This is a genomic window from Variovorax dokdonensis, from assembly GCF_030316895.1.
GTDB classification, from domain to species: Bacteria; Pseudomonadota; Gammaproteobacteria; order Burkholderiales; family Burkholderiaceae_C; genus Variovorax; species Variovorax dokdonensis.
This window is the reverse complement of the sequence record NZ_JASZYV010000004.1, coordinates 312,798-337,785: the sequence shown is the minus strand read 5'-3', so window position 1 is coordinate 337,785 and position 24,988 is coordinate 312,798. Positions and strand designations below refer to the sequence as shown.

Annotated in this window: 22 protein-coding genes; 8 read left to right on the top strand and 14 right to left on the bottom strand. The window is 62.1% G+C overall.

Annotated elements, in window-relative coordinates; genetic code table 11:
- Nucleotides 1–20 precede the first annotated feature (20 nt).
- From QTH91_RS20115 to gbd, 6 genes are read left to right on the top strand one after another with little or no spacing between them, the layout of a single operon-like run.
- A complete protein-coding gene (locus QTH91_RS20115) occupies nt 21–923 on the top strand; it encodes a TauD/TfdA dioxygenase family protein (protein ID WP_286661918.1) in 903 nt (300 codons plus the stop codon).
- Nucleotides 924–926: 3 nt separating this feature from the next.
- Nucleotides 927–2,021, top strand: coding sequence for a glycerol dehydrogenase (locus tag QTH91_RS20110; protein WP_286661917.1), 1,095 nt, complete (start codon nt 927–929; stop codon nt 2,019–2,021).
- Nucleotides 2,022–2,074: 53 nt separating this feature from the next.
- Nucleotides 2,075–3,112, top strand: coding sequence for a TRAP transporter substrate-binding protein (locus QTH91_RS20105; protein WP_286661916.1), 1,038 nt, complete (start codon nt 2,075–2,077; stop codon nt 3,110–3,112).
- A gap of 18 nt (nt 3,113–3,130) precedes the next feature.
- Nucleotides 3,131–3,649, top strand: a complete 519-nt coding sequence (locus QTH91_RS20100) for a TRAP transporter small permease subunit (RefSeq protein WP_286661915.1) — start codon at nt 3,131–3,133, stop codon at nt 3,647–3,649.
- A 26-nt stretch (nt 3,650–3,675) separates the two neighbouring features.
- Nucleotides 3,676–4,998: a TRAP transporter large permease gene (locus QTH91_RS20095; RefSeq protein ID WP_286661914.1), complete on the top strand. Its 1,323-nt coding sequence runs from the start codon at nt 3,676–3,678 to the stop codon at nt 4,996–4,998.
- Between the two features lie 33 nt (nt 4,999–5,031).
- Nucleotides 5,032–6,177 carry a 4-hydroxybutyrate dehydrogenase gene (gene gbd, locus QTH91_RS20090; protein WP_286661913.1) on the top strand — a complete coding sequence of 382 codons (1,146 nt, stop codon included), beginning with the start codon at nt 5,032–5,034 and terminating at the stop codon, nt 6,175–6,177.
- A 736-nt stretch (nt 6,178–6,913) separates the two neighbouring features.
- Here gbd and QTH91_RS20085 read toward each other — a convergent pair.
- The 9 genes from QTH91_RS20085 to QTH91_RS20050 form a co-directional block, all read right to left on the bottom strand.
- Nucleotides 6,914–8,758, bottom strand: coding sequence for a TniQ family protein (locus tag QTH91_RS20085; RefSeq protein WP_286661912.1), 1,845 nt, complete (start codon nt 8,756–8,758; stop codon nt 6,914–6,916).
- A complete protein-coding gene (locus QTH91_RS20080; RefSeq protein WP_286661911.1) occupies nt 8,755–9,723 on the bottom strand; it encodes a TniB family NTP-binding protein in 969 nt (322 codons plus the stop codon). The genes QTH91_RS20085 and QTH91_RS20080 overlap by 4 nt, the downstream gene beginning before the upstream one ends.
- Complete coding sequence (locus QTH91_RS20075; protein WP_286661910.1) at nt 9,720–11,690, bottom strand: TnsB C-terminal domain-containing protein; 1,971 nt, start codon at nt 11,688–11,690, stop codon at nt 9,720–9,722. Before QTH91_RS20075 ends, QTH91_RS20080 begins: the two co-directional genes overlap by 4 nt.
- Nucleotides 11,584–12,543 (bottom strand): hypothetical protein, encoded by a 960-nt coding sequence (locus tag QTH91_RS20070; protein WP_286661909.1) that lies wholly within the window; start codon nt 12,541–12,543, stop codon nt 11,584–11,586. The genes QTH91_RS20075 and QTH91_RS20070 overlap by 107 nt, the downstream gene beginning before the upstream one ends.
- A gap of 1,666 nt (nt 12,544–14,209) precedes the next feature.
- Complete coding sequence (locus QTH91_RS23095; protein ID WP_368389473.1) at nt 14,210–14,590, bottom strand: MerR family transcriptional regulator; 381 nt, start codon at nt 14,588–14,590, stop codon at nt 14,210–14,212.
- 1,449 nt (nt 14,591–16,039) lie between these two features.
- A complete protein-coding gene (locus QTH91_RS20065) occupies nt 16,040–16,564 on the bottom strand; it encodes an HAD domain-containing protein (RefSeq protein WP_286661908.1) in 525 nt (174 codons plus the stop codon).
- Between the two features lie 365 nt (nt 16,565–16,929).
- A complete protein-coding gene (locus QTH91_RS20060) occupies nt 16,930–17,268 on the bottom strand; it encodes a YnfA family protein (protein ID WP_286661907.1) in 339 nt (112 codons plus the stop codon).
- A gap of 209 nt (nt 17,269–17,477) precedes the next feature.
- Complete coding sequence (locus QTH91_RS20055; RefSeq protein ID WP_286661906.1) at nt 17,478–17,960, bottom strand: GNAT family N-acetyltransferase; 483 nt, start codon at nt 17,958–17,960, stop codon at nt 17,478–17,480.
- A gap of 22 nt (nt 17,961–17,982) precedes the next feature.
- Nucleotides 17,983–18,444: an Lrp/AsnC family transcriptional regulator gene (locus tag QTH91_RS20050; protein ID WP_497033143.1), complete on the bottom strand. Its 462-nt coding sequence runs from the start codon at nt 18,442–18,444 to the stop codon at nt 17,983–17,985.
- Between the two features lie 101 nt (nt 18,445–18,545).
- On the opposite strand from QTH91_RS20050, the gene QTH91_RS20045 reads away from it, so the two are divergent.
- Nucleotides 18,546–20,078: an aminotransferase class V-fold PLP-dependent enzyme gene (locus QTH91_RS20045; RefSeq protein ID WP_286661904.1), complete on the top strand. Its 1,533-nt coding sequence runs from the start codon at nt 18,546–18,548 to the stop codon at nt 20,076–20,078.
- A 134-nt stretch (nt 20,079–20,212) separates the two neighbouring features.
- Here QTH91_RS20045 and QTH91_RS20040 read toward each other — a convergent pair whose 3' ends face one another.
- From QTH91_RS20040 to QTH91_RS20020, 5 genes are all read right to left on the bottom strand, one after another.
- On the bottom strand, nt 20,213–21,193 hold the full coding sequence (locus QTH91_RS20040; RefSeq protein ID WP_286661903.1) for a hypothetical protein: 981 nt from the start codon (nt 21,191–21,193) through the stop codon (nt 20,213–20,215).
- A gap of 117 nt (nt 21,194–21,310) precedes the next feature.
- Nucleotides 21,311–21,598, bottom strand: a complete 288-nt coding sequence (locus QTH91_RS20035) for a hypothetical protein (protein WP_286661902.1) — start codon at nt 21,596–21,598, stop codon at nt 21,311–21,313.
- Entirely contained in the window at nt 21,595–22,086 is a 492-nt protein-coding gene (locus QTH91_RS20030; RefSeq protein WP_286661901.1) for a hemerythrin domain-containing protein, read from the bottom strand. The genes QTH91_RS20035 and QTH91_RS20030 overlap by 4 nt, the downstream gene beginning before the upstream one ends.
- A gap of 178 nt (nt 22,087–22,264) precedes the next feature.
- Entirely contained in the window at nt 22,265–23,143 is an 879-nt protein-coding gene (locus QTH91_RS20025; RefSeq protein ID WP_390369066.1) for a TauD/TfdA dioxygenase family protein, read from the bottom strand.
- 11 nt (nt 23,144–23,154) lie between these two features.
- Entirely contained in the window at nt 23,155–24,114 is a 960-nt protein-coding gene (locus QTH91_RS20020; protein WP_286661899.1) for a Bug family tripartite tricarboxylate transporter substrate binding protein, read from the bottom strand.
- A 99-nt stretch (nt 24,115–24,213) separates the two neighbouring features.
- Between QTH91_RS20020 and QTH91_RS20015 the strand changes: the two genes are divergently transcribed.
- A complete protein-coding gene (locus QTH91_RS20015) occupies nt 24,214–24,978 on the top strand; it encodes an IclR family transcriptional regulator (protein WP_286661898.1) in 765 nt (254 codons plus the stop codon).
- The last annotated feature ends 10 nt before the right edge of the window (nt 24,979–24,988 follow it).

The following is a 24,988-nucleotide window of genomic DNA, read 5'->3' as shown; positions in this document are numbered from 1 at the left end:
CACGAAGTGAGACAAGGACCATGGCGCTAAGCATCTACCCCATTGCATCCAACTTTGTGGCCGAAATCGGCGACGTTGACCTGTCGCGGCCGCTGTCGCTCGAAGACCGGGAAGCGATCAAGCAGGCGTTCTGGAAGTACGCCGTGCTGATCTTCCCGGAGCAGGCGATGACGCAACAGCAACATGTCGACTTCGCGACGATCTTCGGCCCACTGGAAACCACCATCCAGAAGCACCGCACGGACGAGGCGTTGCGCATTCGCGAAGACATCGCCGATGTCTCCAACCTTGACGCGAACAACCGGGTCTGGGGCGAAACCAGCCGCCAGCGCATGTTCCAGTTGGGCAACCGCCTGTGGCACACGGACAGCACCTTCCGCAAGATCCCTGCCAAGGCGTCGCTGCTGTACGGCCGCACGGTAGCGCCCATCGGGGGCCACACCGAATTCGCCGATATGCGCGCGGCCTACGATGCACTGCCGGAGACGATGAAGAAGCGCATCGACGGCCTGATCGTGGAGCACTCGATCTTCACCTCGCGCGCCAAGCTGGGTTTCACCGGGTTCTCAGACGAGGAGCGCGCCGCGCTGCCGCCAGTGCCCCAGGTCATGGTGCGCACGATCCCCGAGAACGACCGAAAGTCGCTCTACCTGGCGTCGCACGCCGGCCGCGTATTCGGCCTGCCCGACGCCGAGGCCGCCGAGTTGCTGGAGACGCTGACAGCGCATGCCACGCAACGGCAGTTTGTCTACACACACCGCTGGCGCCAGCACGACCTGCTGATCTGGGACAACCGCTGCACCATGCACCGCGGCACGGAGTTCGACGACCTGCGCTGGAAGCGCGACATGCAACGCGCTACCGTCTCGGAGCCCGCCAACTCATGCGAGATGGCCGGTGTGGCCGTGCCGGTCGAGGTCTGAACGATGGGTGACACTCTTCGCATCCTCGGAACGCCAGCGCTGTACGTACAAGGGCCGGACGCGTCCTTGCGTATCGGCGACGTCGCTGCAGGACTAGGCCGGAACGTGCTGTTCGTCTCAGACGCCGCCATCGAGCGCCTGTTTGCGCCGCGCGTGCGGCAAAGCGTCGAGGCCAGTGGACTCGCGTTCTCGTCCGTCTCGTTCACCGGCGAGCTCACGCCGGCAAGTGTGGAACGCATGGCCAGCGCCCAGCAGGCGTGGCAGCCTGAGGTGGTGATCGCCGCGGGTGGCGGCAAGGGTGTGGACGCGGGCAAGGCCGTGGCGTGCGCCCTCGGCTCGCGGCTCATCACTTTGCCGACGGCGCCCTCGAATGACGGCCCCACCAGCCGCGTCTTTTTGCTCTACGACGAGCATCACCGTCTGCTGGGCGTCGAAAAGCTGCCGCGCAACCCGGACGCGGTCGTGGTCGACACCGCGATCCTCGCTGCGGCGCCGGTCGACTTGCTGGTCTCGGGCATCGGCGACGCGATCGTCAAACGCTACGAGGCGGCGCAGTGCATCGGCGCTGGCGGGCTCAACCTGTTCGGCGGCCAGGCGACGCTGCTCGCAGCAAAGCTCGCAGAGACGTGCGACGAGACGGTGCGTCGCAATGCGGTCGCCGGCCTGGCCGCAGCGCGCGCCCGCCGGCCCGACGCGGCCTTCGAGGCGCTCGTCGAAGCGTGCATCCTGCTGGCCGGCATCGGGTTCGAGGGCACCGGCTTGTCGGTCGCGCATTCCATGACGCGCGGCCTGACGGCCGTGCCGCAAACTGCAGGCGCCCTGCACGGTCGCCAGGTGGCCTACGCGTTGCTCGTCCAGTTCGTGCTCGAGAAGCGTTCCGATGCCTTCATGGCCGAGCAGTTCGACTTTTACCGCGCCGTGGGACTACCCACAGGCTTGCCCGAACTCGGCCTTGTCGCGCCTTCTGCCCGGCAGTTGTCCACGATTGCCGAGCTCACCCTTACCGCACCACATATCCGCAACTTCGAACGCCGGCTTTCGGAAGGCGACCTCGTCGAGGCGATGGTGCATCTCGAGCGACTCTGCGTCGCAGTCTGAGTCCTGCGCTCTCTGTCCTCGCCCACCATCAACCTGGAATACATGAGGTACCCATGAACCGGCCCAAGAACACCCGTGCCCTCGTCTTCTCCTGCCTTGCAGCTGCATGCTTCACGCTGCCGCACTTCGGCGCACATGCCGCCGAAATCACCTGGCGCTTGCAAAGCGTCGCCGGCGCCGGAACGACTGAATACAAGAATCTCGTCGAACGCTTTGCCAAGGAAGTGAATCAACGCACCGGCGGACGCGTCGAAGTCAAGACCTTTCCGGCCGGCATGCTGATGAGCAGTGCCACGGTCGTCGATGCGGTGAGCAAGGGCACACTCGACGTCGGCCACACTTACCTTGTCTATTTCAGCGGCAAGGAGCCGGCGCTCAAGGCAGTGAACGAATGGCCGGCCGAAGTCAATGCGCTTCAAGGCTACAACTGGTTCTACGAGGGCGGCGGCTCGGAGTTGATGCGCAAGATCGTGGCGCGCCACAACATGCACTTCCTCGGCGTTTCGCCCCTGTTGGGTGAGCAGATCTGGTCGAAGAAGCCGATCAGGGGCGTCGCCGATCTGAAGGGCCTCAAGGTGCGCGCGGCGGGACTTGCTGCCGACGGCTTTGCCAAGCTCGGCGCCTCTGTCGTTGCCTTGCCCGGCGAGGAGGTCTACACCGCACTGCAGCGCGGCGTCGTCGACGCCGTCGAGTTCACGACGATGCCTGTGAACTACGGCCTCGGCCTGCAAGAGGTGGCGAAGTTTATCTCGGTGCCGTCGTACTCGGGCGGGGGCACGTCCGACTGGATCGTGAGCCAGGCCGCTTGGAACAAAGTACCGGCCGAGCTGAAGCCCAAAATTGAAGAGGCGCTGAAGGTCGCCAGCATGGACTACAACACTTCGGCGGTGGCCGAGGAGAAAGAGCTGATGGTCAAGCTCGAGAAGAGCGGCGTCACGCTCGTCAAATGGCCCGATAGCGAGATGCGCAAGATGGAGAACGCGCGTCTGGCCGTCATGAAGGACAAATATGCCGCCGAATCGAAGGACTACGCCGAGAAGCTCGACTCACAGCTGAAGTTCCTGGGGAAACTCGGATATCGCGTGAACTGACGTTGGCCGGACTTCTCCATGCGGCAACTCTGCGACGCGATCGATCGCCTCAACGACTGGGTGGGCAGCCTGGCGGCCCTGTTGATCCTGCCCAGCCTGCTCATCACCATGATCGAGGTCGTGGCACGCTACGCCTTCAACAGCCCGACGGTCTGGGTCAATGAATCGGTCCAGATCTTGTTCGGCTTTTACTTCCTGCTCGGCGGCGGCTACACGCTGCTGCACGGCGGGCACGTGCGGGTCGACCTGCTGCTGCTCGGCTTGAAGCCGCGCGCCCGCCGCCGGGCCGACGTGATCGGCTTGGTGGTCACGATTTTCTATTTCGCAGTGCTGTTGTGGTTCACCGGCGACCAGGCGATCGACGCTATCGCCAGCCGCGAGCGCGCCGAGAGTCCGTGGGCGCCCTACATCTTCCCCGTCCTCACCGCCGCGCCGGTGGCCGCAGCGCTCATGCTGCTGCAGGCAGTAGCGCTGATCGTGCGCGCATATGTGGATCCGACACATGCGATCAAGCCTGACAACGACGTCGTCGGCTGACTTTCTGTTCCACGAGGTATCAATCAATGGGTGTCCAACTCCTCACGGTCGTCCTGTTCGGGTCACTATTCGCGCTCATCTTCCTGGGCGTTCCGCTGGCCTTTGCGCTCGGCAGCGTGGCGGTGGTGGTGGGCTTTTTCGAATGGGGGCCGATGGCGCTGCACCTGCTGGCGGGCCATGTGAAGAGCGCCACCTTCAACTACACGTTGGTCTCGATCCCGTTCTTCATGTTCATGGCCGGCATCCTCAACAAGGCCGGTGTTGCTAACGACCTGTATCACGCGATCCATGTGCTGTTCGGCCCGTTGCGCGGCGGCCTTGCGGTCGGCACCGTGTTGGCTTGCACGATCATCGCGGCGATGAGCGGCGTGAGCGCGGTGGGCGTGATGGCCATGGGTTCGCTCGCGCTGCCGGCGATGCTCGCGCGCGGTTACGAAAAGCACATGTCGATGGGCACCATCCTCGCGGGCGGCGCGCTCGGCCAGCTCATCCCGCCGTCAGTGCTGGGCATCGTCTACAGCGGCCTGGCCAACCTCTCGGTCGGCCAGGTCTTCCTTTCCGGGCTGATGCCGGGCCTGTTGCTCGCCTCGCTTTTCATCACCTACGTGTTGCTCAAGTGCTGGATCAACCCGGCGGCAGGCCCTGCGATGCCGGCCGAGGAACGCGCTCGCATCACCGGTCGCGAGCGAATCGCAAGTCTGCTGGGCATCGTGCCCATGGCGCTGCTGGTGCTGGCGGTGCTGGGTGCCATGTTCACCGGAATCGCAGGGCCCACTGAAGCAGCAGCGGTCGGCGCGGTCGGCAGCATGGTGATCGGCTTCGCCCGCCGGAGCCTGCGCTGGGGCGACATCGCAGACGCGGCACGCGAAACCCTGAAGTCGACTTCGATGGTGATCTGGATCGCAGTTGCGTCGCTCGTCTTCGTATCGGTCTACGCTGGCATCGGCGGCGACAAGCTGGTGCGCAGCTTGCTCATCGGTATGGACCTCCCGGCGTGGGTCGTGATGACGATCATGATGGTCATCCTGTTCCTGCTTGGAATGGTGATGGACCCGATCGGCATCATCTTCCTGACAACGCCGATTTTCCTGCCCATCGTGGTGGCGCTCGGGTTCGATCCCCTGTGGTACGGCGGCATGCTGATCATCAATCTTGAAATGTCATATCTCACGCCGCCGTTCGGCTACAACCTGTTTTACCTGAATTCGGTCGCGCCCAAGGGCATCTCGATGAAGGACATCTACAAGTCGACGCCGCCCTTCATCGCGCTGCAGGGGCTCGGCTTAGTGATCTGCGCCTTTGCGCCGCAGGTCGTCACCTGGCTGCCCAAGTACGTGCTCGGCCAGTAGGCGTCCATACCCTCTCCACAACAGGTTCGAAACATGACGGTCTCCCCGATCAACTACATCACGTCGGTCCAATTCGGATTCGGTGCCATCGACATGCTGCCGCAGGAGTGCGAGCGCATCGGCATCCGGCGTCCTCTGATCGTCACCGACGCCGGCGTTCGCGCGGCAGGTCTGGTCGATCGCGTGCTTGCACGCTTGCCCGACGCCAGCGCCGTCGCGGTGTTCGATCTAACGCCGTCCAACCCGAATGAGGCGTTGGTACGCGCCGCCGTCGCAATGTACCTTGCTCAGCGCTGCGACGGCGTGATCGCGGTAGGTGGCGGCTCTTCAATCGATCTGGCCAAGGGTGTTGCCGTTTGCGGCACGCATGAAGGGCCGCTGAAAAACTTCGCGCTGATCGAAGGCGGCCTTGCGAGGATCAGCGCCGCCACCGCGCCGGTCATCGCGATTCCAACCACGGCCGGCACCGGCAGCGAGGTGGGCCGCGGTGCAGTGCTGATCCTCGACGATGGTCGAAAGGTGGGCGTGATCTCGGCCCATGTGGTGCCGAAATCCGCTATTTGCGACCCGGACCTGACTCTCGACTTGCCGGCGAAGCTCACGGCTGCCACCGGCATGGACGCGATTGCGCACTGCATCGAGACCTTCATGGCCCCGGCGTTTAACCCCCCTGCCGACGGCATTGCGCTGGACGGACTATGGCGCGCATGGGCGCACATCGAGCGTGCGACACGCGAGCCGCACGACCGCGAAGCACGGCTGCAAATGATGTCGGCGTCGATGCAGGGCGCGATGGCGTTCCAGAAAGGCCTTGGATGCGTGCACAGCCTCAGCCATTCGCTCGGAGGCCTTGATCCGAGCCTGCATCACGGCATGCTGAATGCCGTATTCCTGCCCGCCGTCATAGAATTTAACGAAACCGCGGCCACGGTCAGGAACGAAAACAAGCTCGCCCGCCTGGCTCACGCCATGGACTTGGCCGATCCATCTTCCGTCAGCGATGCCATAACTGCGATGAACGGTCGTCTCGGTCTGCCAACGAGGTTGCGCGAAATGGGTGTCAGTGAAGCCATGTTTCCACGCATTGTGGAAGGCGCGCTGCGGGACCATTCGCACATTACCAATCCGCGTCCCGCCGAAGCCAGCGACTACGCACGGATGCTTGCTCGTGCGTGGTAGCGCATGACAGCGGTCCCGCCAGGGCGATTGCTTGCAGGCTAGCTGGATGGGCACCCTAGGGTGGTGGAGTTCCGACGGCGGCTTCGGGCCGCGCAAAGCGGTGTTCAGCCCGGACGGGGCTGGCTACAGCTGGTACTGGCCCCCTCGTCGCCTCCGACCTGCGGTAGACCTCGGCCGTCTGCTCTACCGTGCACCGGTCGTTCAGTATCGGAGGTGCGACAGGCTGCTCACAGTCTTCAACGGGCCTAGCGGTCGACCATGACTTCGCCTGCTGCGCGGCGGAATGAAGCCCTAGACCTGCGAACACTGGCCGTCGGCTTCGCTCGTGACGCGATTCGTTGAGCGACATCAATGCCGTGCTTTCGTTGAGCTCGAATCCTCCGACAAGACGATCTTGACACGCTTGAAGATCCAATCGAGTTCGCCGTCCGACAGATTCCAACCCTTTGCTGCGACGCCGCGCCTCACTCGCGGCAAGAGCACAGTCAAGTCCGTAGGGGGAAGCTCAGATAACTTGCGCCGGCAAAACACGCACAGCTGATCCACCAGATCCGCACATGCGTCGAATCGAGCGCGTCGCTCAGCGTCGGTCCATCCTTCAATGAACCGTCCCTTTACCAAGCGGACGGCAATCTTGGGCTGAAACCCGCTTACTGACCCAGGTCCAGCACACCGCGGGAAATCGCCAGGGATCTGAGCGTTACTCTCTTCGTTCATTGCCGTGCTCCTTCACCGTTCAAGTGGCATTGATACCCAAAGTCGAAACCAGATCGCTCAGGCGCAGCAACGGCCCGCGCTCGGCATTGGGATTGACTGCGCGGACTTCTCGCTCACTGAGCCTGGCAAGCAGGCCGCGAGACGATGATCCAAGGACCTTGGCGTGATGTGCGACGGGGGTAAACGTCATGAGGAACTGCACGAGAGCCTCCATGTCCACAACCCAAGGACTTGCGACCCCTCCTTGTGGCCGCTGTGCGACAAGGATCCCGCTCTCCACCCAGCCCTTTACCGCGTCGTAGTGCGTGTCTGTCAGGTCAGCGACCTGCTGCAAAGTCAACGTCGTGCCGCAAAGCGCCCTGCTAGAAATGTGCCGTGCCACTTCCGCGTGGTCGAAAGCGAGGCCGCCAATTCCGGCAGAGCCGTCCCAGCCGATGGGCAACAGATTGCCCGAAGCAATCTCTCGATATGCCTGGACGAGCTTCGTGCGATCCGTGGTGCGTCTGAGTCCCAAGTCGCGAAGGTAAATCGGGGCCGACCGCCGGTGGAGATCGGCGCGTTCGTCGCCAAACCGGCGTTTCAGGCGATCACCGAAAGCGGCGACCGAATGCCGGTCAAATACCCCGGAACCAGTCCAAGTCTGTTCGGTCGGCCCTTTCTCAATAGCGCCTGCCTCGAGCATCAACCGAAATACGAATGTGGGAACCTCAAGCATCCCGGCCGCCACACGCTCATCGACGAACGAGTCCTTGAGTTCGCGAATTCGTTCGATCTCGCTTAGGGCGAGGAACCTCTCGCGATAGCCAACGGCATGTTCATGAACTGACGCGGTGACCCATCCACGATCGATCGCTGCGTTGAGGCGCTCTGTGCTCACCCCCAGCTCACGCTGGCACTCCAAGAGCGAGTACCAGTTCTTCTTCACCGTCATCAGCGACTGAACATTTCGCGTGCGGGCGTTCAGGACACCGTCATGGCGGCGAGCAATGCAGTTTGCAGCTACGACGCGAAACGGGGTATATGCGGATGCAACGGACTGCTTGAACAGGAATCTGTACCAAGGCCCCAGGCGTGCAGCGACGCCCGTTGTTGCAGTCACCGGGGTCGCAGCCAGCAACTCGTCGATTCTGCTTGAAAGTGCGTTCGGCCAGTCGGCGAGTAGGCTGAAGGCAGGGACGAGCCTGGTCCTTGCCTGCTCGACAGACCGCGGCACAGGGGTCTTACCTTGTTTCGCCAAGCGCGCGCCAAGCGGCGTGTGACACAGGTAATTGGCCAAGCCAAGCATGAAACGGTCAATGTCCGGCGGCTGCGATTCGAACAGGAATCGCAAGCCCTCTTCAGACGGCGGTAGCCCGATCAGCAAGCGCGCGAATTCCCATTCGAAGTTTGTGGCGGGGACCGCCACCAACGTCCGTAGGTCAACACCGCACTCACACGTGTGCGCCGACGGTCGCCCGTGCTTGAACGTGCGATCGCAGCGCGGGCAGCGGTCGATGAGTTGGACATGATGATGGGGACACGCCGTAGCCAGTGCATGCGACCAAATCTGCCGCGAGTAAGCGCGTTGGGCCAAGCAAATCGTGCACACGGCCTCGTCGCGCGTGCGCGTCAGCGATAGCCTCAATGCAGGCCGGGAAGGTGTCAAACTGGGTGCGATCTTGCGCAACTGCGCTGCATCAATTCCCAGTACCCTTGACAGAGCATCAATTTCGGTCGGTCCAAGGCGCACCGCGCACGTGAAATCCAGTGTGCGCAAGAGTTCGGTCCGGCCAGTGAAGGTGTTGTCGATGGCCAAGCGATTGACCAAGCCAGTGAGGCTCTCGTCGTCAAAGGGTGAAGGGCGCGCGACCCACCGCCAGGTCATGTAGTAGGTCCGTGCGACGTCCGGTGCACCGCGTGGTGATTTGGCCGCCCCAATCCATGCTGGTAGGCGTAGTTGAGGACTTCGTCACCCGGGACCTTGCCGATGAATGGATCGGCGATGCCAGGTAAGTCGAAGGCGCGCGCGTAAGCTCGAGAAAGCAGGTCAGCCGACAGATTGCGCTCGCTTCGGCCCAAATGCTCGGCGGATGTGAACAGCTTCTTGAGGGCTCCGATGAGCCCGCCAGAACAGGCATAGGCGCGCGGGACCAATGCTTCAAGCGCGATAGAGACGAGCCACCCGCATTCCTGCATTCGTGAGCAAAATGCTGCTACCACCTGCGCAAATGCCCTCCGCTGTTGCGGAACGCTCCATCGGTAGGGCTTGAGCTCAATGGGTCTCAGGGCTCGTCGCAGAAGTTGCTCGTTGTCGATTACGAGTTGGCGACTGTGCGGCAAGCCGGTCAGAACGAGAGAGACCTTGCCGGCGTCGCTCATGCCCTTGAACCAATCGGCGATCCTGCGGTTGGCCTTTGTCTGAATGGAGACGTTCGAGCGTGCCTCGGCAAAGTGATTGATCTCATCGGCAAACAGGATCATGATCCCTGCCGACTCCAGCGCTTGAACGGCCCTTTGCATCGCTTCTCCCTTCCGGTATTTGCGCGGCATGCCGCCGAATAGTTGTTCAATGATGCGCAAAGGAAGTGCATCTTCAGTGGCCGCCGTAGGCGTTTCGACCGACATGACCTGCGAGTGGCCTTGCGGACCGAGTCGGTCTTTGTAGCGACTGCAGATGTCCTTGATCAATTCAGTTTTGCCGCTGCCGGACGGGCCCAGAAGCAGCAGCACGAAACCTCCCCCTCCGGCCAGCGCGCTGTCAATCTCGCTCGTGAGTGCCTCAAAGGCATCCGAATAGAACGGGTGATCGAGCGTCCACCCGTCGAAGATTCCACACCCACCCACGGTCACCGTGCACCTCGCTGACGGCCCTTGATGGCCTCTTGATCAAATCGATAGAACTCCTTGCCTGGGTGCCCAGCCTCGGGAGCGGGACTGGTCGCAGGCGGCGACACCTCGGGCGGATTGGCCTTAGTGACGGGCTGTCGGCTGGCAGAAGCACGTGCAAGTCGCGCCACCTCGTCCTTGCGAGCCCCCTTGTTTCTGGCGCGGCTCGACTTGGCGTCGTGCTTGGCCTCCTCGAGCCGACCCAGCATGTGGGCTTGGCGCGCTTGGTCGGCGTCCTCTTTTGCATGACTGAGCTGCCGGCGAAACTCTTTTGCGGATCGCCTGTCAATGGACTGGCCTTCATACTCCTTGCAAAAGGCGGTGACGACCACTGTTTCGTCATCCGGATCGATGACGTATATGCGCGCAACGTCTAGTTCGGAGTAGAGAATCGTGACATCGATCCGTCCGAAGCGTCCGAAGAGCGCCGCAAGCTCTTCGCTGTTGTACTCGAGCCGATCAAAGTCAATGCCGTAATGCTGGAGGGCGCGTGAGTCTTTCTTGAAGTGCAGAGCAAGGTCGAACTCCTGCACACTGATCGGGTCGGGCTGCAGGTGGTCTTCCCTCTGTTGCTTCAATAGAGAGCGCGGAGATACGGGCTTCTGATGCCTGTGTGAACGCATATCGTTGATCCTGAGGCAGTAGTCGTCGTAGACGAACCGGTAGATGCGACCACGAAGGTCTTCGATGGTGAGAAGTTGCTCGCTTTGGGGTGGCGTGCGGGGCTTGTGGCGCTGCACGGCGGACTTTGTTGAGCCTGGCAGAGTCCGCACATAGTCTTTCAATACGCCAAAGAAGCGTTCGATATGAGGCTTCTCTTGGGGCGTGAACGGCTTGCATCTGGCGGTGTCTCCGTGCAGCACGCGAACAACCTCGATGGCCTCTGCCCCGATGAATTCGCTGCCGTTGTCCACCAGCAATTGGTTGGGCTTTCCGAAGACTTCAAGACGGTTGCGAATGCCGAACTTTTCGTCGAAGCCTTCCGGCTTTTTGAAGTACATGAAGCGCAGCATCTCGACGAACGGTAGCGCAGAGGGCTTGAGGATGGTCAGGTACAGACCGAGGATGTACCCGGTGGCCGTATCAATGGCCGCATATAGCGTTGGTCTACCGATCTCGACGTCTGCTTCATCGCGAACGAGAATGTCCAGCGACGTCGCATCGACCTGGACCAACTCCCAGAGGTAGTCGGCCCAGTGCACGCTGACGGCGGTGCGGGTGATCGAGCGCGCGATACGCTTGGGTAGACGCGCGAACATCGCGTCTGTCCAACTGTGATCACGGAGAAACTTCTGGAAGACTTTGATCGAACGCGATTGCGGGGCGATGCCCTGTTGCGCACAGATGTCCCGGTATTGCGCCTTGACGTATTCCCACGCCTTTGTGACGGTCAGTCGGTCATCGTCGAAGTAGGTCGAACTGACGATCTCCTCCATCGCACGCGTGAGCTCGGCAGGGGCACCTTGGCCTGAATTGCCGCACCGATGCCACTGGGGTGACATCATTGAGTCGTGGCCACGAGACAGGGCGATCCAGCGGCGCACGGTGCGCGGTTGAGGTGCGCGCCAGCCTCTTTCCGTGCACACCAGGCCGAGCGATGCAAGGGCCTGGGTGCGCGACGCGCCCCGGCGATGCTGCTCCTTAATGTGCGCGAGGATGAACTGACGGCGCTCACGCTCCCGTCGCGCCCTGTCGCCCTCAAGTGCGCGCCAACCGTCGTGGGTGAGGCGCTCTCGACCATTCGTGTCGGTCGAGATCTTGACCATCTCGCCGCTGCCGATCTTTTCCCGGTAGTCGTCTAGCGTGATCGTGTCAACGTCACCGTCATCGCAGGTGAGTTGGAGCTTTCCGTGCCTGAGTCTGCAGCTCTGGACAACCCAGCGGTTGCCTTTCCATTGAACTGCTTTGTAGAGTGCGGTGATTTGAGACATGGTGGTTTGGCGTTTCAGCTTGAGGCGCAGGAGAGGTGAGTCTTGCGTTTGAACGGAGTGCATCGCGGGGGCTGATGGCCGGCGGCGTGCGGGCGGGCGCAGCGGACAAATTCAGGACCTGCAGATGAGATAGGTCGCCGTGCGCGGGCCAGCCTTGTGAGTTCCGGGCAAACTTCCCGGCGCGCACATCACATCCCAGCACACCGCTGGCGATGCCCATCAGCAGCACACCGTCAGTAAAGCGTGAGCGCAGTTGCTGCAGTTCAAAGCGCCCACCGATGTATTCGGCGGCGTCCTGAAGTTGCTGCATCTGGGTGGATGAGCCTTGCTTTCGTAGCGCGTAGGTCGCGTCTCTGATCGCGACGAGATTTGCTTCCAGCCCTTTGTGACCCACGTGCTCGTCGGTGACGACGATCATTCGATAGCCTGCCGACTGCGCCGCGGCGATCCTGGTCTTCATCTGCGCCTGAAATCGATCGAGTTGCGCTGCCCCCTTCACCTCAATCAACAGCTTGGGCGGGCAGCAGAACTCCACCAAGAGGTCGGGTGTGTAGAGCAACTCGCTTTCTTCGTCCCTGAGCTCACTTCGTAGCCCCTGAAGACGCAGCGAGGCAACAGCCGCTCTCTTGCTGGGGTAGACGTCCTGGGTGAGCAAATTTATGCAGAAGGGCTGCGCAAAGAACGCACGGACACCAGGATCGACATCGAGTGCAAGGGCAACGATCGATTCGAGTTTGCTCTCCAAATAGAGCTCGTGACCCATCTTGACGCTCGCGCGCAGGAACGAGCCTTTGTGATGGCCTTTCTTGCCAAGCGGACGAGCCATTTGGGCCCGGGGATCCCAGGTCCTCATGTCGTACTAGTCCTGTGCGCGCAGCCGTTCGAGCCAGCGCCCGCTGTAGAGCCAACCGCACCCATTGCGTCGCCCCTTTCCTTTGCATTAATGAGATTGCAATAACGAGACGCTGGGGCCATTGCGACCAGACGATCTCTAAGGGGGCGGATTATTACTACGCTGGCCGTTGTGACTAGACGCCAAATCGCTGGTCTGCTGCTAAACGTGCTTGTAGTCAAACTGCTACAGCGCGATCATGTGTGGCGCAAACACCTCGATCAAAGCATTACGTGTTGCGCAGTTGCAATTGAAATGTATCCATTTTATTCATTTAGGCGTTTTCGCAACGGCACGCGACGTTTTTTTTGCGTTGCTCGCGCTTAATCCAGACCGCTCAAGCATGGCTTTTGAGTTACATAAAGTTGCAAAATTGGTCGCCCGATCTTGGATTTAACGTCGGATCTGCGTGCGTCGTTACAAGCTCCGTCTGCTGCTCGGGCGCTTCGTGCCGCCGGCATCCAGATACTGTCTTCGGCGGACCACAGTGAATGTGTCCCTTTGCTAGTCCAATCGGGCGCCATTGCCGCCGACTCGCCTTGGCCAGGACCTTTCCTGCTTGATAAATCTTTTTAGGTCGATATGTGCTAATTCAGCCGAAAGCACAGGTTCCAATTTTCTAGAATCCGACGTCAGAATTTTCTGTGCTCTGTATCCTGCCATCAAAACTACGTATTTGCCCTAAAAGCGATCTTGCAGAAAGACCACGAGCGAGCAAACCTCTTGGCCATGCGCGAAGTTTGTGTGTCCACCCCGCGTCGCTGTCGAGTATTCGCGCTAAGTCGTCCTCTGAGCTATGTGTAGTAGAGCAACGGTCGCGCTCGGGGGCCGCGCTTTTTGTATACCTTGGCCTCATCTTTAAATGCGCTAATTGTCCAAGTTCACGAAGCATCGAACAGGCGCCGTCGCCGCTGATGCCCATGCACCTAGGCCTTTGACTCCACCAATTCACCTACTGATAGGAGCCCACGCCAGATTGGGCAGCCGCCAAGCGAAGGTTTGGGCGCCTACCGAGGAGAGCCTAGGTTAACGATTTGACGCGCCCAACCGCGCTCAAGAAGAGGTCATGGGAGTGCTTAGCGGAACAGCATCTTGCGTGCGCTGTGCCAGCCCACTTCGGCGAATGTCCTCGGCGTCGTTTCGATTACCGCGGTGTCGCGGTCGGCAAGGAGTGCCAGCGATCGCCTTTAAGTCCCGGATCCGATGCTCGAAAACACTGCGCGTGGACTCGAGAATGTCTCGCAGGCAGACAAAGACGTCAGGTAACCCATCGGGGCGCATGCCGTCCGAGGCCATCCCTTAAATCTCGCTATCGACCCAACCAAAGATTGAGGCCTTTGACAGTGCAGTCTATGCGTTGGCGCAGGCCAGTAAGTCCGTGAGGTGGCGCGATAGCCCGCATCGTCTTAGTAGCTGCCTACCGGTAGGTCCACGTGCCAATTGCGTCCAAGATCAGATGTACGAGCGACACGCGCGAAATGTATGAAGTACATCCGCGCACGCCGGAAAGGCGGCGGGCTGCCTGGTCAGAAGAGAGCCACCCCGCCCGTTATGGCAACAGGCCGGGCGCTGCCAAACTAAAGCGGAAACACGACGATGTCAAAAGAGGGTCCGAGTCCGTGGTTGCCTATCCGTTGTTCGCGAGGAAGTTCTCAACGCGCTTTGCAATCTGCTTTAGCCGCGCGACGTCGTCTCGCTGGCCCAAACTCGAAAAGATCAAACTCACTCCCGCTGCAACGGGGAAGCGGTACTCCACAGACATGCGTTCCCCTGCCGCTTGACTGCGTGCATCAAGCAGACGACTGCTGTCCATTTCCTCACGGATCCTCTCGTAACCCCACCCAGCGGCGCGCAACGCATGAACGCGCATTACGTCAGCGCGGTGTGATTCGTCATATACGGCTGCGCGTGTTCGTCCAACCGCAGGATGGATCAGTCTCAAGTTGACATACCTCTTGATGGTTCGAGCCGAAACGCCCGTAAGTTCGCTCAACTCTCGTTGGTCCATGACTTGTCCTTATATGGCTCTAATATAGGGACATATGGGCCTTAAATCAAATGAGCGAGCGTGCCTACTAGTGGGTCGGTATGCAAAGCGTTCACCACGGTAAGACGCCGAGTGTGCCGATCCTATTCATCCATTCAATCGTCACAACGGGTCACCTTTGAAACCTCTTAATGGATGTTAAATGGCCCCAATTCGGCTAGGATGTCGAAGCACCAGGGCCGTCAACACCGATCGCCGACCTGCCGGACCTGGGATTGGGTTTAGGAGGTGGTTTATGCCCCCGCGCTCTATTGCGTTGTTTCTCCTTGACTTCGCGCGCCGTGCGGCGCCGCCTGTAGAAATACAACCGCAGGTGCGCATCGCGCGCTGGCGCTTTGTCCGATCACTGGACGCAGAAGACGTTCATCTTTGTGGCTTCCCCACACTCAATGAGTGCGTGCGACTGACGACTCCCATCGCGGTAGTCAATGGCGATCGGGTAACCACCACTTCGGGCAGGCAGTACGAGCTTGTCGGTGACCCAGCCTCGGAGCCCGAGGACTTGCGCCTACTCAGCATGCACATTCACTCTCTCGGCCTGCGCTTCGAGTACATGACGCGAGCGGACCTTCTGGCAGACGAGGGGAATCGATGGCTGCTGCAATAGCCTCTCCTTTGCCCGTGCCTCGAATCGGAGCGCCTGATGCAAATCTTGGAACCTGGGCACCAGATGCTCGAGATTCAGCTCAGCTCAGCCTGGACTGTGGCGGCCAAGATCAAGTCCATGTCGGCAAGATCTGGAACCTGTCGAGGTTGGCCGCGCGTTCAGACTACGGTTTTGTCTTCGAAGGTCGCGGCCCTTGCGAAGCCGATGTACTCAGGGACTATCCACGCTGGTGCGAGCCCGTCGGGGGACTTGTCGCACGTTGTCTGGCCTTCAAACCCGCGGCCCGAAGTGGCGGTCACGGTTGCCTGGAACAGGGTGGAAGTTGAGATTGGCCTGCGATCGGGTGGCCTGGGATACAAGGGCCTGCAAGCAGTTCGATTCTTACACGATGCATCTGGCCTTCAGATCGTCAGCACCGACGAGGTCAAGCAGGTTCAGCGCATCGAGGGCATTTCAGCCCGCGCGAGCTACGCATGCATGGGGGCTTGCGGAGGACACGCTGCGCCTTACGACGTTCGGTTGCGACAAACTACCTGCCTCGAAGGAGCTCAATGTCTGCGTTCGACGCCGGGGTGACGCTTCGTTTATATGCACGGGAGACATTCCCCAGCCGGCGCGCGCGGTATTTGAGAATCGCGTGAGGCACCGTTCTCGCCCTGTAGTCGCAGGCCATCCGGATGCGGTCTACAAGTCGGACTGGTTGGACTTCCTCGGCCGCGGGAGCTAAGCGTCGGAGAGCACCAACTCGTCCCGAGAGCGGAACCAGTTCACCAGCGCGGCGGCTTCGTCGTTGAGGGTTCGGGTCACTGAACCTTACCTGGGCCATCGAGCCATACGACGATGCTGTGCTTGACCCTTTGCTCGCTGACTCCAGTGATCGACGCGCATGCGACGAGATGCGCGCCGAGTTTGGCAGGAAACTCCTGCGCATCGTCATCGAGGATGATGAAGTCTTCTATCTCGGGATGTTCCCGCAGATAGTTTTGAATAGCGATGGCCTTTGCCCCATCGCCGACAGTCGCAAGGGGTCGCCAACCCAGCGGTCGCAGAAATTCCCGAAGCTCGTCCGGCGAGAAAACTGAGCGCCAACTGGAGTGCACGACGACACCCACATGGGGATGCTCGGCGAGCAAGTGGGCCAACTCACTGATCCATTCAAACGGCAGAGCGGATCCGGCCGGTACACCCGCCGGATGCAGTACTCCGTCGAAATCCAAAAACACAACCCGCATCCCCATCTCCGCACCAATCCAGCCGAGCGCATCAAGCAGACACGCTACTCGAGTCCGCCAACCTACATCGACGTGGCTGCCGCGACCCGCCGCCATCGCGGCAAGTAGCTTTGCTCTGGCTCTCGTGTCGCCGCCGCGGCGCTATCACAACAACTACGTCAACAAGACGAATTGGATCGTTGACGGAGTGGTCAGTTCTCGTGCAATCTTGAGTTGTGCGAGCCACTTCCAGGTGCGCCAAAGGAAGTGGCAAATGTTTGCTTAGTTTGCGCGCCAAGTGGCAAGTCTTTGGTTCATTTGGCGGCCAAAGTTTGCTTCAGCAACCGCTCCAAGTCCTTGATTGGCAACAGTAGGGGTGGCCAGACTTAGCGAACGTCGACACGATTGATGCCACTCAGGGCTAGCGCAAATAGCCCTCTGCCCCCAAGCCAGCATCGCCAGCAAGTGCAAAGGCGCGCGCCTCAGTGCGCAGCGTCACGCGGTCCGAACATGATGATGGCCATGCCCACAAGGCAGACAGCCACACCGATCCAATCGCTCGTCGATGGCTTGATCTTGTCCACCGCCCAAAGCCAAAGGATGGCTACGCAGACGTAGACTCCGCCATAGGCTGCGTAGACGCGCCCCGCCGCCGTTGGGTGCAGTGATAGCAACCACGCGAAGAGTGCCAAGCTCAGGGCGGCGGGAACGAGAAGCCATGCAGATCTACCCTCCTTCATCCAGAGGTATGGCAAATAGCACCCAACGATCTCGGCCAATGCGGTAACCACGAACAACGTAACGGTCTTGAGTGCTTCCATCCACGCATTGTGCGCAATGACCGACGCAGAGGGCGGCACTGCAGCGCCGCGCTGGCACCTTCCAGCGGCAGGGTGGTTGATTGGCCGCCGCCTCAGCGCACGCGGGCCTCGAAGCCCGTGCCCAGCGCATCCACCGGCAGGTCGGCGAACGGGATCCGTTGCGCCAACGTGGCCTGCAGGCCTGAAGCGTGAGCTCGCTGCCTACAGACTCACTCGACGAGCAAGCCCATCACGTACTCGTCGACGAAGTGCGGCTCATCGGCACGCTTGTAGAACTGGCGCAGCGTGCCTTCATGGACGAAGCCGAGCTTTTGGTAAAAGCGCAGCGCCTGCGCGTTGTCGCTCTCGGCGTACAGCTCGATGCGCCTCACGCCATCGGCCTTGAGCCGCTCGATGGCATCGGCCAGCATCGCTTGGCCAACGCCTTGCCCGTGACGCTGCGGGTCGACCGCCAGGGTTCCAAGCAACGCCACATGCCGCGCCCGCCCCGGATAGCGCGTCGCCTTGTAGAAGCCGGCAACGGCGCCACCGAGTTCCCAAACGTAGAAACAAGCACTGTCGAGCAGCTCCTTGTAGATGCCTCTGAACTCGTCGAGCGGCATGGGCTCGTAGGTCAGGAAGGGCACGACCATCTTGTGCGAGTAGATCGAAAAGACGGCCTCGAGATCCTGAGGCTGGGCGAGTCTGCGCATTCGTGGAATTCCTTATGGGCTGCTATCGGACGTAGCCGAGCGGCAGTGCGGTGGTGAACTTGATCTCTTCCATGGCGAAGCTTGAGCTGACGTCGAACAGCTGGGTGCCGGCAATGAGGCGCCGATACACCTGGTCATAGGCGGCGATGTCGGGAACGACCACGCGCAGCAAGTAGTCCACATCGCCGCTCATGCGGTAGAACTCCACGACTTCCGGAATCGACTGCACTGTCGCGCGAAAGCGCTCGAACCATGCCTGCGTGTGCGTGTTGGTCCGGACCGAAACGAACACGGTGACCCCCACATTGACCTTCTGGCGGTCCACCAGCATCACGTTGCGGGTGATGACGCCGGCGTCCTTGAGTCGCTGGATGCGGCGCCAGCACGGCGTGGTGGACAGGCCGACCTCGGCCGCCAGATCCGCAACCTGAGCGGCACCGTCTTCCTGAAGCCGTTCGAGCAGTTTCTTATCGATGGCATCCAGTTTCATGTTGATCGATATTCGTAGTATGAAATTGCTTATTCGCGCGATTTGGAGGCGCATTTTGCACGCGTATTCCCCGCCCTGCGCTGCAAACTCTCTTCATGGAAATCTATCTGGACGCCAACGCAACCACTCCAGTCCTGCCTCAGGCACGCGCAGCCGCTCTGGCCGTGATGGGTGAATACTTCGGCAACCCAAGCAGCACGCACGGTGCCGGCCTCAAGGCGAGCGCACTGCTCGAAGACGTGCGCGTCACTGCGCGCCGCGTGCTTGGCGCGCCGCGCGGGCAACTCGTCTTCACCAGCGGTGCCACCGAGGGCATTCAGACCGCCGTGCTTTCGGCGCTGCAGTCGCTGCGCCTGCAACGCGAAGCCGGCCGGCCGATCCCAGGTGCGCTGCTCTACGGCGCAACCGAACACAAGGCCGTGCCGGAGGCGCTTCGCCACTGGAATGCGCTGCTGGGTCTCGGCCTGGATGTGGTGCCCATCCCCGTCGACGCGCAAGGCCGCCACGACCTCACCTGGCTGCGGTCGCGCGCGCCCACCGCCGGTCTGGTGTGCACCATGGCCGTGAACAACGAGACCGGCGTGGTCAGCGACCTTCAGGGCATCGCCAGCGCGCTCGAACAAAGCCAGGCGCTCTGGCTGGTCGACGGTGTGCAGGCCCTGGGCAAGGCGCCGCTCCATCTCGCGGACCTCGAGATCGACTACGCGCCGTTCTCCGGCCACAAGCTTTACGCGCCCAAGGGCGTGGGCATGTTGTACGTGCGCGAAGGCGCCCCTTTCACGCCCCTGTTGGCGGGAGGCGGGCAAGAAGGGTCAGCGCGATCGGGCACCGAGAACATGGCCGGCATCGCCGCATTCGGCGCCGTTCTGTCGGCGCTGGAAGCGGGCAACGTCTTTGCATCGACTTCGGAGATGGTCGACCGCCGCGAGCGCCTGGCCGACGCATTGCGAGAAGCCTTTTCGGATGTCGTTTTCAATGCGCCCCGTGAACTGAGCTTGCCGACGACGCTCAACTTCAGCGTGCCGGGCGTGGACGCCAAGGAGTTGCTCAACCTTTTCGACGCCGCCGGTGTGCGGGTGAGCAGCGGATCTGCATGCAGTGCGTCGAAGGCGCGGCCCAGCCATGTACTGCAAGCGATGGGGCTGCCGGACTGGCGTTCGCGATCCGCGGTGCGGTTGTCCTTTGGTCCGTGTGATTCCGATTGGCTGATCGACGAGGCGTGCCTTCGAATCCGGGAATGCGGCGTGGCGCTGCGCGCTTGCGGAGAGCGGGTCGTCGCGGCACGAGCAACGGATGAGTCCGAGGGCACCGTCCAGTCGGCGAGCGATGATCTTCACTGCACACCGGCCGTCCTGCAGGCCGCGATGCGGGCGCCGTCCCGGCCGGTCGTCGTCGACGTTCGGGAACGCTATGAGCAAATGCTCAGCCCTGTCCGCCATCTGCATGCCGAGTCCATCCCAATGTCGACGCTGGCAGCTTCATTGCCGCGCCTGGCCGAACTCCCTCCCGAAACTGCGGTGTTCTTCGTCTGCCGCAGCGGCCGACGCAGCGCGCAGGCAGCTGATTCATTGCGCCGCCTCGGCCACACCCGTGCCTGGAGCCTGGCCGGCGGGCTGTCGGCGTCGTAGCGCACACCGCGCCGGCCAAGTCCTGCTGCAATTGAACTTCAGAAGATCAGCGCCAACAGGATGATGATCGGGATGGGCACTCCAAGGAGCCAAAGCAGGATTGAAGGCATGGCGTGTTCTCCAGTCGGTTGGTTTCAAAGGTCGCGGCGTCGGCCGCCGACGGTGGCCATGTAGCTGGCGACGAAAGCGCCGATCAGCAGCGAGATGAACATCCACAAGGACGTATAGGCGGAAGCCTTGCGTGCCGCGTCGGCAGCGGCCTTGGCCTTGGCCTGCGCTTCGTCGATGGCTTGCTTGGCATTGGCGAAGGTTTCATTGACCCGCTTCTCCGCATCCGCCTGGCTCAAGCCCGTGCGTTGGGCCACCAGTTGCGCCGCATAGCGCGCGTCTTGCGGGGGCAGCGCGCCATCGCGCAGGCCCTTCATGAAGATTGTTCCGACTTCAGCCACCTGGGCAGACCGGGCCTGTGCACCTTCTTGCTGCGCTGGCGCAGCGCCGCTTGCCGAAGCGTCTGCCGCACCGGCTGCGGCGGGTTCACGGCGGAACAGCATGTCGACGAAATAGGCGGACGGGCCGCCGCTGTCATCGGCGGCGTTCGATCCGGAGGCCGCTGCGCCGACGCCGCCCATGCCGACGGCAGCCGTTGCGGCCGTGGCGCCGCCCAGCGCCGATGCGCCCACTTGAGCGCCCGTGCCCAGGATGGCACCCAGCGTCGAGGTCAACGTGACGGCGGTCAACAGCGTCGCGAAAGCCCAGGCAAGAAAACCGTGCGCGGTGTCGCGAAAGAAGCTTTCGTCGGTGTGCAGTCCGGACCATTTGGTGCGCAAGCGTCCAGCCAGGTAGCCCCCGATGCCGGATGCCGCAATTTGCGTGAACGTGATCCATGCGATGGTGACGAGGCCGATCGTGGTCGCCGATGGCCCGCGGCTGGTCCACGGCGACATCGACGACAGTCCGAAGCCGACCCCGAGCAACACCAGGATCAAGGACAGCGCCGCAGCGCCGAGTGCGCCGGCGAAGATCGCCGCCCACGAGACACCGCTGCGTGGGGCCTCCAATTGCATTGCAGCGGTCGCTGCCGCTGGGCTTGGGTAAACATCGGGCTGGGTCTGCATGCGAGTCTCCTGGTCGGGGCAATGCGTTCAATGTCGTCCACACTGCACCGAGCGGCTTGTCGGCGCCGTGCGCAATGCCAAGTAGGCGCGCACCATCCTTGTGCGAATCCCCTGGCGTCAGAACTGGCCCTGGCCGTCGCCGGTGCGGTCATGAACCCAGCGCATGGCTTGCTGCTGGGCATGGCGCAGCGCCTCGTCTTCCGTGGCGTAGGCGATGTCCTCGGTATCGAGCGGCAACAGGCCGCTCTCTTGTGCATGCCCATCCGACAGGAGTTCGACGACCGGCGTGAAATGCCCGCCCGGGGCCGGGAGCGCGGCATAGGCGAAGTGCCAGCCGCGGTAGCGCATTTCACGCCGCGACTCGTCCAGCTCGAACATGTCGCTGGGTTGAGTCGGCGATGTCATTGAAGGACTGCGCCTTCCAACTCCGCCATCAACTCTTCCTTGCGGGCTTGCAGCTGCTCGCGCAGTGCCACGAGGTCGAGCTTCTTGGCGGCGCGGGCCTTGGGGAACATCTCGTTGCGCTCTTCCTTCACGTGGTGGTCGATGTATTCGCCCAGCACCTTCACCTTGGCATCGAAGGTCTCGTCGATGTCGGTGGCCTCCTGGATCTGCTCGATCAGGTCCTTGGCGCTCGCATGCTCGACCGTCGCTTCTTCCAGCAGGTCGTGCTCCTTGATCGCGGCGCGAACGGCGGGGTAGAAGATCTCTTCCTCGATCTGCGTGTGGACGGTCAGCTCTGCGCAGATCCGATCTGCCAGGTCGCGTCGCGCCTGGATGGACGACTTGGCCTTGGAGCCGGCAAGCTCGTCGTATTCGTTGAACAGCTTCTTGACGGCCCGGTGGTCCGCATCGAGCAGGCTGCAGGCGTCCGGTGTGGAACGGGTGGTCATCGGTGGCTCTCCATGAGTTTGGTTGGCTTGGGGAGTCAGGATGAGCCACGCAACTGCCGGCCAGGGTAGGACGTGCGCGAAGCCTGTTGCAGGAGGCTCGGCTGCGCTTTAGTGCACCACCGACGACGCGGCAGCGCCATGCCGCCCTCGTCGGGGCCGATGAGGCCCGCTAGGCGCGTCAGGCCGCCTGCAGCTTTGCCTCTGGCGTGTCGTTCACCGTCGTACGCCGCAGTTCGCGACGCTCCGAGATGTCGTAGCGCCGGCCTCGGTGCAATGTGCTGCGGTTGTCCCACATCACCAGGTCACCCACCTGCCAGTGGTGGGTGTAGACGCGCTCGCGCTGCGTTGCGTGTTCGAGCAGGTCCTGCAGGTACATGCGGCTTTCGGCCGTGGGCCAGCCCATGATCTGGCGCGCGTGCACGCCCACGAACAGTACCTTGCGGCCTGAACCGGGATGGGTGTCCACCAAGGGCCAGACGGCGGGTGGGATTTCCTTCTTCTGGTTGTCGGTGTAGGCGTCGTCGCCCAGGAGGATGCGCGTGTGCAGGGCAAAGTGCTCTGCTTGCAGATCCTGGATTTCGGCGCGGGTGCGATCGTCCAGGGTGTCGTACGCGGCGCGCAGATCGGCGAACTCCGTATCGCCGCCCCAGCTCGGCTTGATGAGGCAATGCAGCATCGAGTAGGCCGCGCGCGGTTTCATGAACGAGCTGTCGGAGTGCCACAGCTGGTTGGCGAAGTTCGACAGGTTCTTGGGCGAATCGCGGCCTGCCACGTTGCCTTGGGCATCGACGTTGGAAATGTCGATCAGCCGTTCGTCGGCCAATCTTTCCGGGCGCTTGAAGACGCGCTTGAGACCGATGTCGAGCGGGCCGAACGATTGCGCGAAGTCCAGTTGCTGCTGCGCCGTGAGCGGCTGGCCGCGCCAGACGAGCACCGCGTATTCGTTCATCGCACGGTTGATGGCGCTGGCGTCGGCATCGGACAAGGGTTGTGTCAGGTCGATGCCGCTGGCTTGGGCGGCGAAGACGGGATGGAGGGGCTTGAGTTGCAGAGTCATCTTGGGCTTTGTCATTCAATCTCGATGTGGGCATCCACCACGACCTTGCCCCACCGCTTCATCTCCCGGGCGATCAGGGCGTCGAATTCCTCGGGCGTGCTTCCGACGATGGCCAGCCCGTATTCCTGTGCGCGTTGCTTCATGTCGGGGCTTTGCAGTGCCTTGCGGGTGTCGACCTGGATCTTTTTCAGGATCGGCTTCGGTGTGCCCGCCGGGGCGACGAAGCCCAGCAGCGCGCCAACATCGAAGCCAGGAATCGTCTCGGCAACGGTGGGGTAGTCGTGCCCGGTCACGCGCTTTGCGCCCATGGTGGCGATCAACTTCATCTTGCCCGCCTGAACGTAGGGCAGCACAGAGAGGAATGGATCGACCACCAGATCCAGTCGTCCACCCATCAACTCGGTGTGCGCCGGGGCGCTGCCTTTCATCGCGACGTGCTGCATGTCGAAGCCGGCCTCGCGCTTGAGCAGTTCAGCGCCCAGGTGCGTCGTGCTGCCGGCGCCCGGCGTGCCGTAGTTCAGCTTGCCGGGATGGCTCTTGGCGTATGCGATCAATTCCTTCAGGTTGTTGAAAGGCGCGTCCGGCCGGGCGACGATGGCCAGTTGCATGTCGAACAGTTGCGTGATGCCGGAAAGGTCGCGCACCGTGTCGTAGGGCAGGCGCTTGCGCAAGGTCGGATTGACGGCCAGCGAGGAATTGACCATCCCGATCGTCAGGCCGTCGGGCGGTGACTTGGCGACGAAGTCGGCGCCGATGACCGTGCCGGCGCCTGGCTTGTAGTCGATGACCACCGGCTGGCCCCAGGTCTCCTGCAGCTTGACGGCCAGCAGGCGACCGACGGTGTCGGTGGGCCCGCCGGGCGGGAAGGGAATGATGATCTTCACGGGGCCCGACGGGAACGTCTGCGCCCCAGCGCCCATGCAGAACGAAGCGGCAGCGAGCAATCCGAAAAGGAATCTGGACCAGTTCAATGTTGTCTCCTAGTTGGTTTTAATGAAACACTGTTCCACAAAAGAATACATCCATTCTCCGTAGAATGGAACAATGTTTCATAAATAACCCATAAGACTGTGGCCATCGACACTCGAGAAGAAGTCAGCGCCCTGGCGCGTGGGCTGACCTTGTTGCGCACGGTGGCCGATGCCGCGGCGCCGCTTTCCAATCGGGACCTGGCCGAGCGATCGGGCATTCCGAAGGCCACCGTTTCGAGGCTGACCGCGACGCTGCAGGCGGCCGGCCTGCTGCAACAGGCGCCCGACGAGCGCTTCGTGATGGGCTCGGCCGCGCTGTATCTCGGTAACGCCTACCTGCGCGGCTTCGACTTCCGGCAGCAGGCACGCCTGCATCTGGCCGAGCTGGCCGAGGCGGCGGGCGCCAATGTCCACCTGGCAGTTCGCGATGGCCTGGACATGCTGATCATCGACACCGTCCGGCCGCGCACCGCGCTGATCCTGTCGCGCATGGACGTCGGATTGCGCATGGCAATTGCCACGTCGGCCATGGGGCGCGCGTACCTGGCATCGCTGCCGCCCGACCAGCAGGCGGCCTTGCGCGCCGAGCTGATGGCGGCGCCAGGTGCGGATGCGGCATTGGCCAAGCGCCTGGACGAGGCCATCGACGAGCACCGGCAACTGGGCTATTGCACCTCGTTCGGCGAATGGCATCCGGACATCCACGCGCTCGGGTTCAGCCTGCTCGGACCGCACGGCGACCTGTACGGCGTGAGCGTCGGCGGCCCGGCCTTCATGCTGCCCGAGGAGACCATGCGCGAGAAGGTCGTGCCGCATCTGCTCGACGCAAAGCGCAGGATCGAGCTCGAGTCCGGTCACCTCTAGAAGGAGCGCC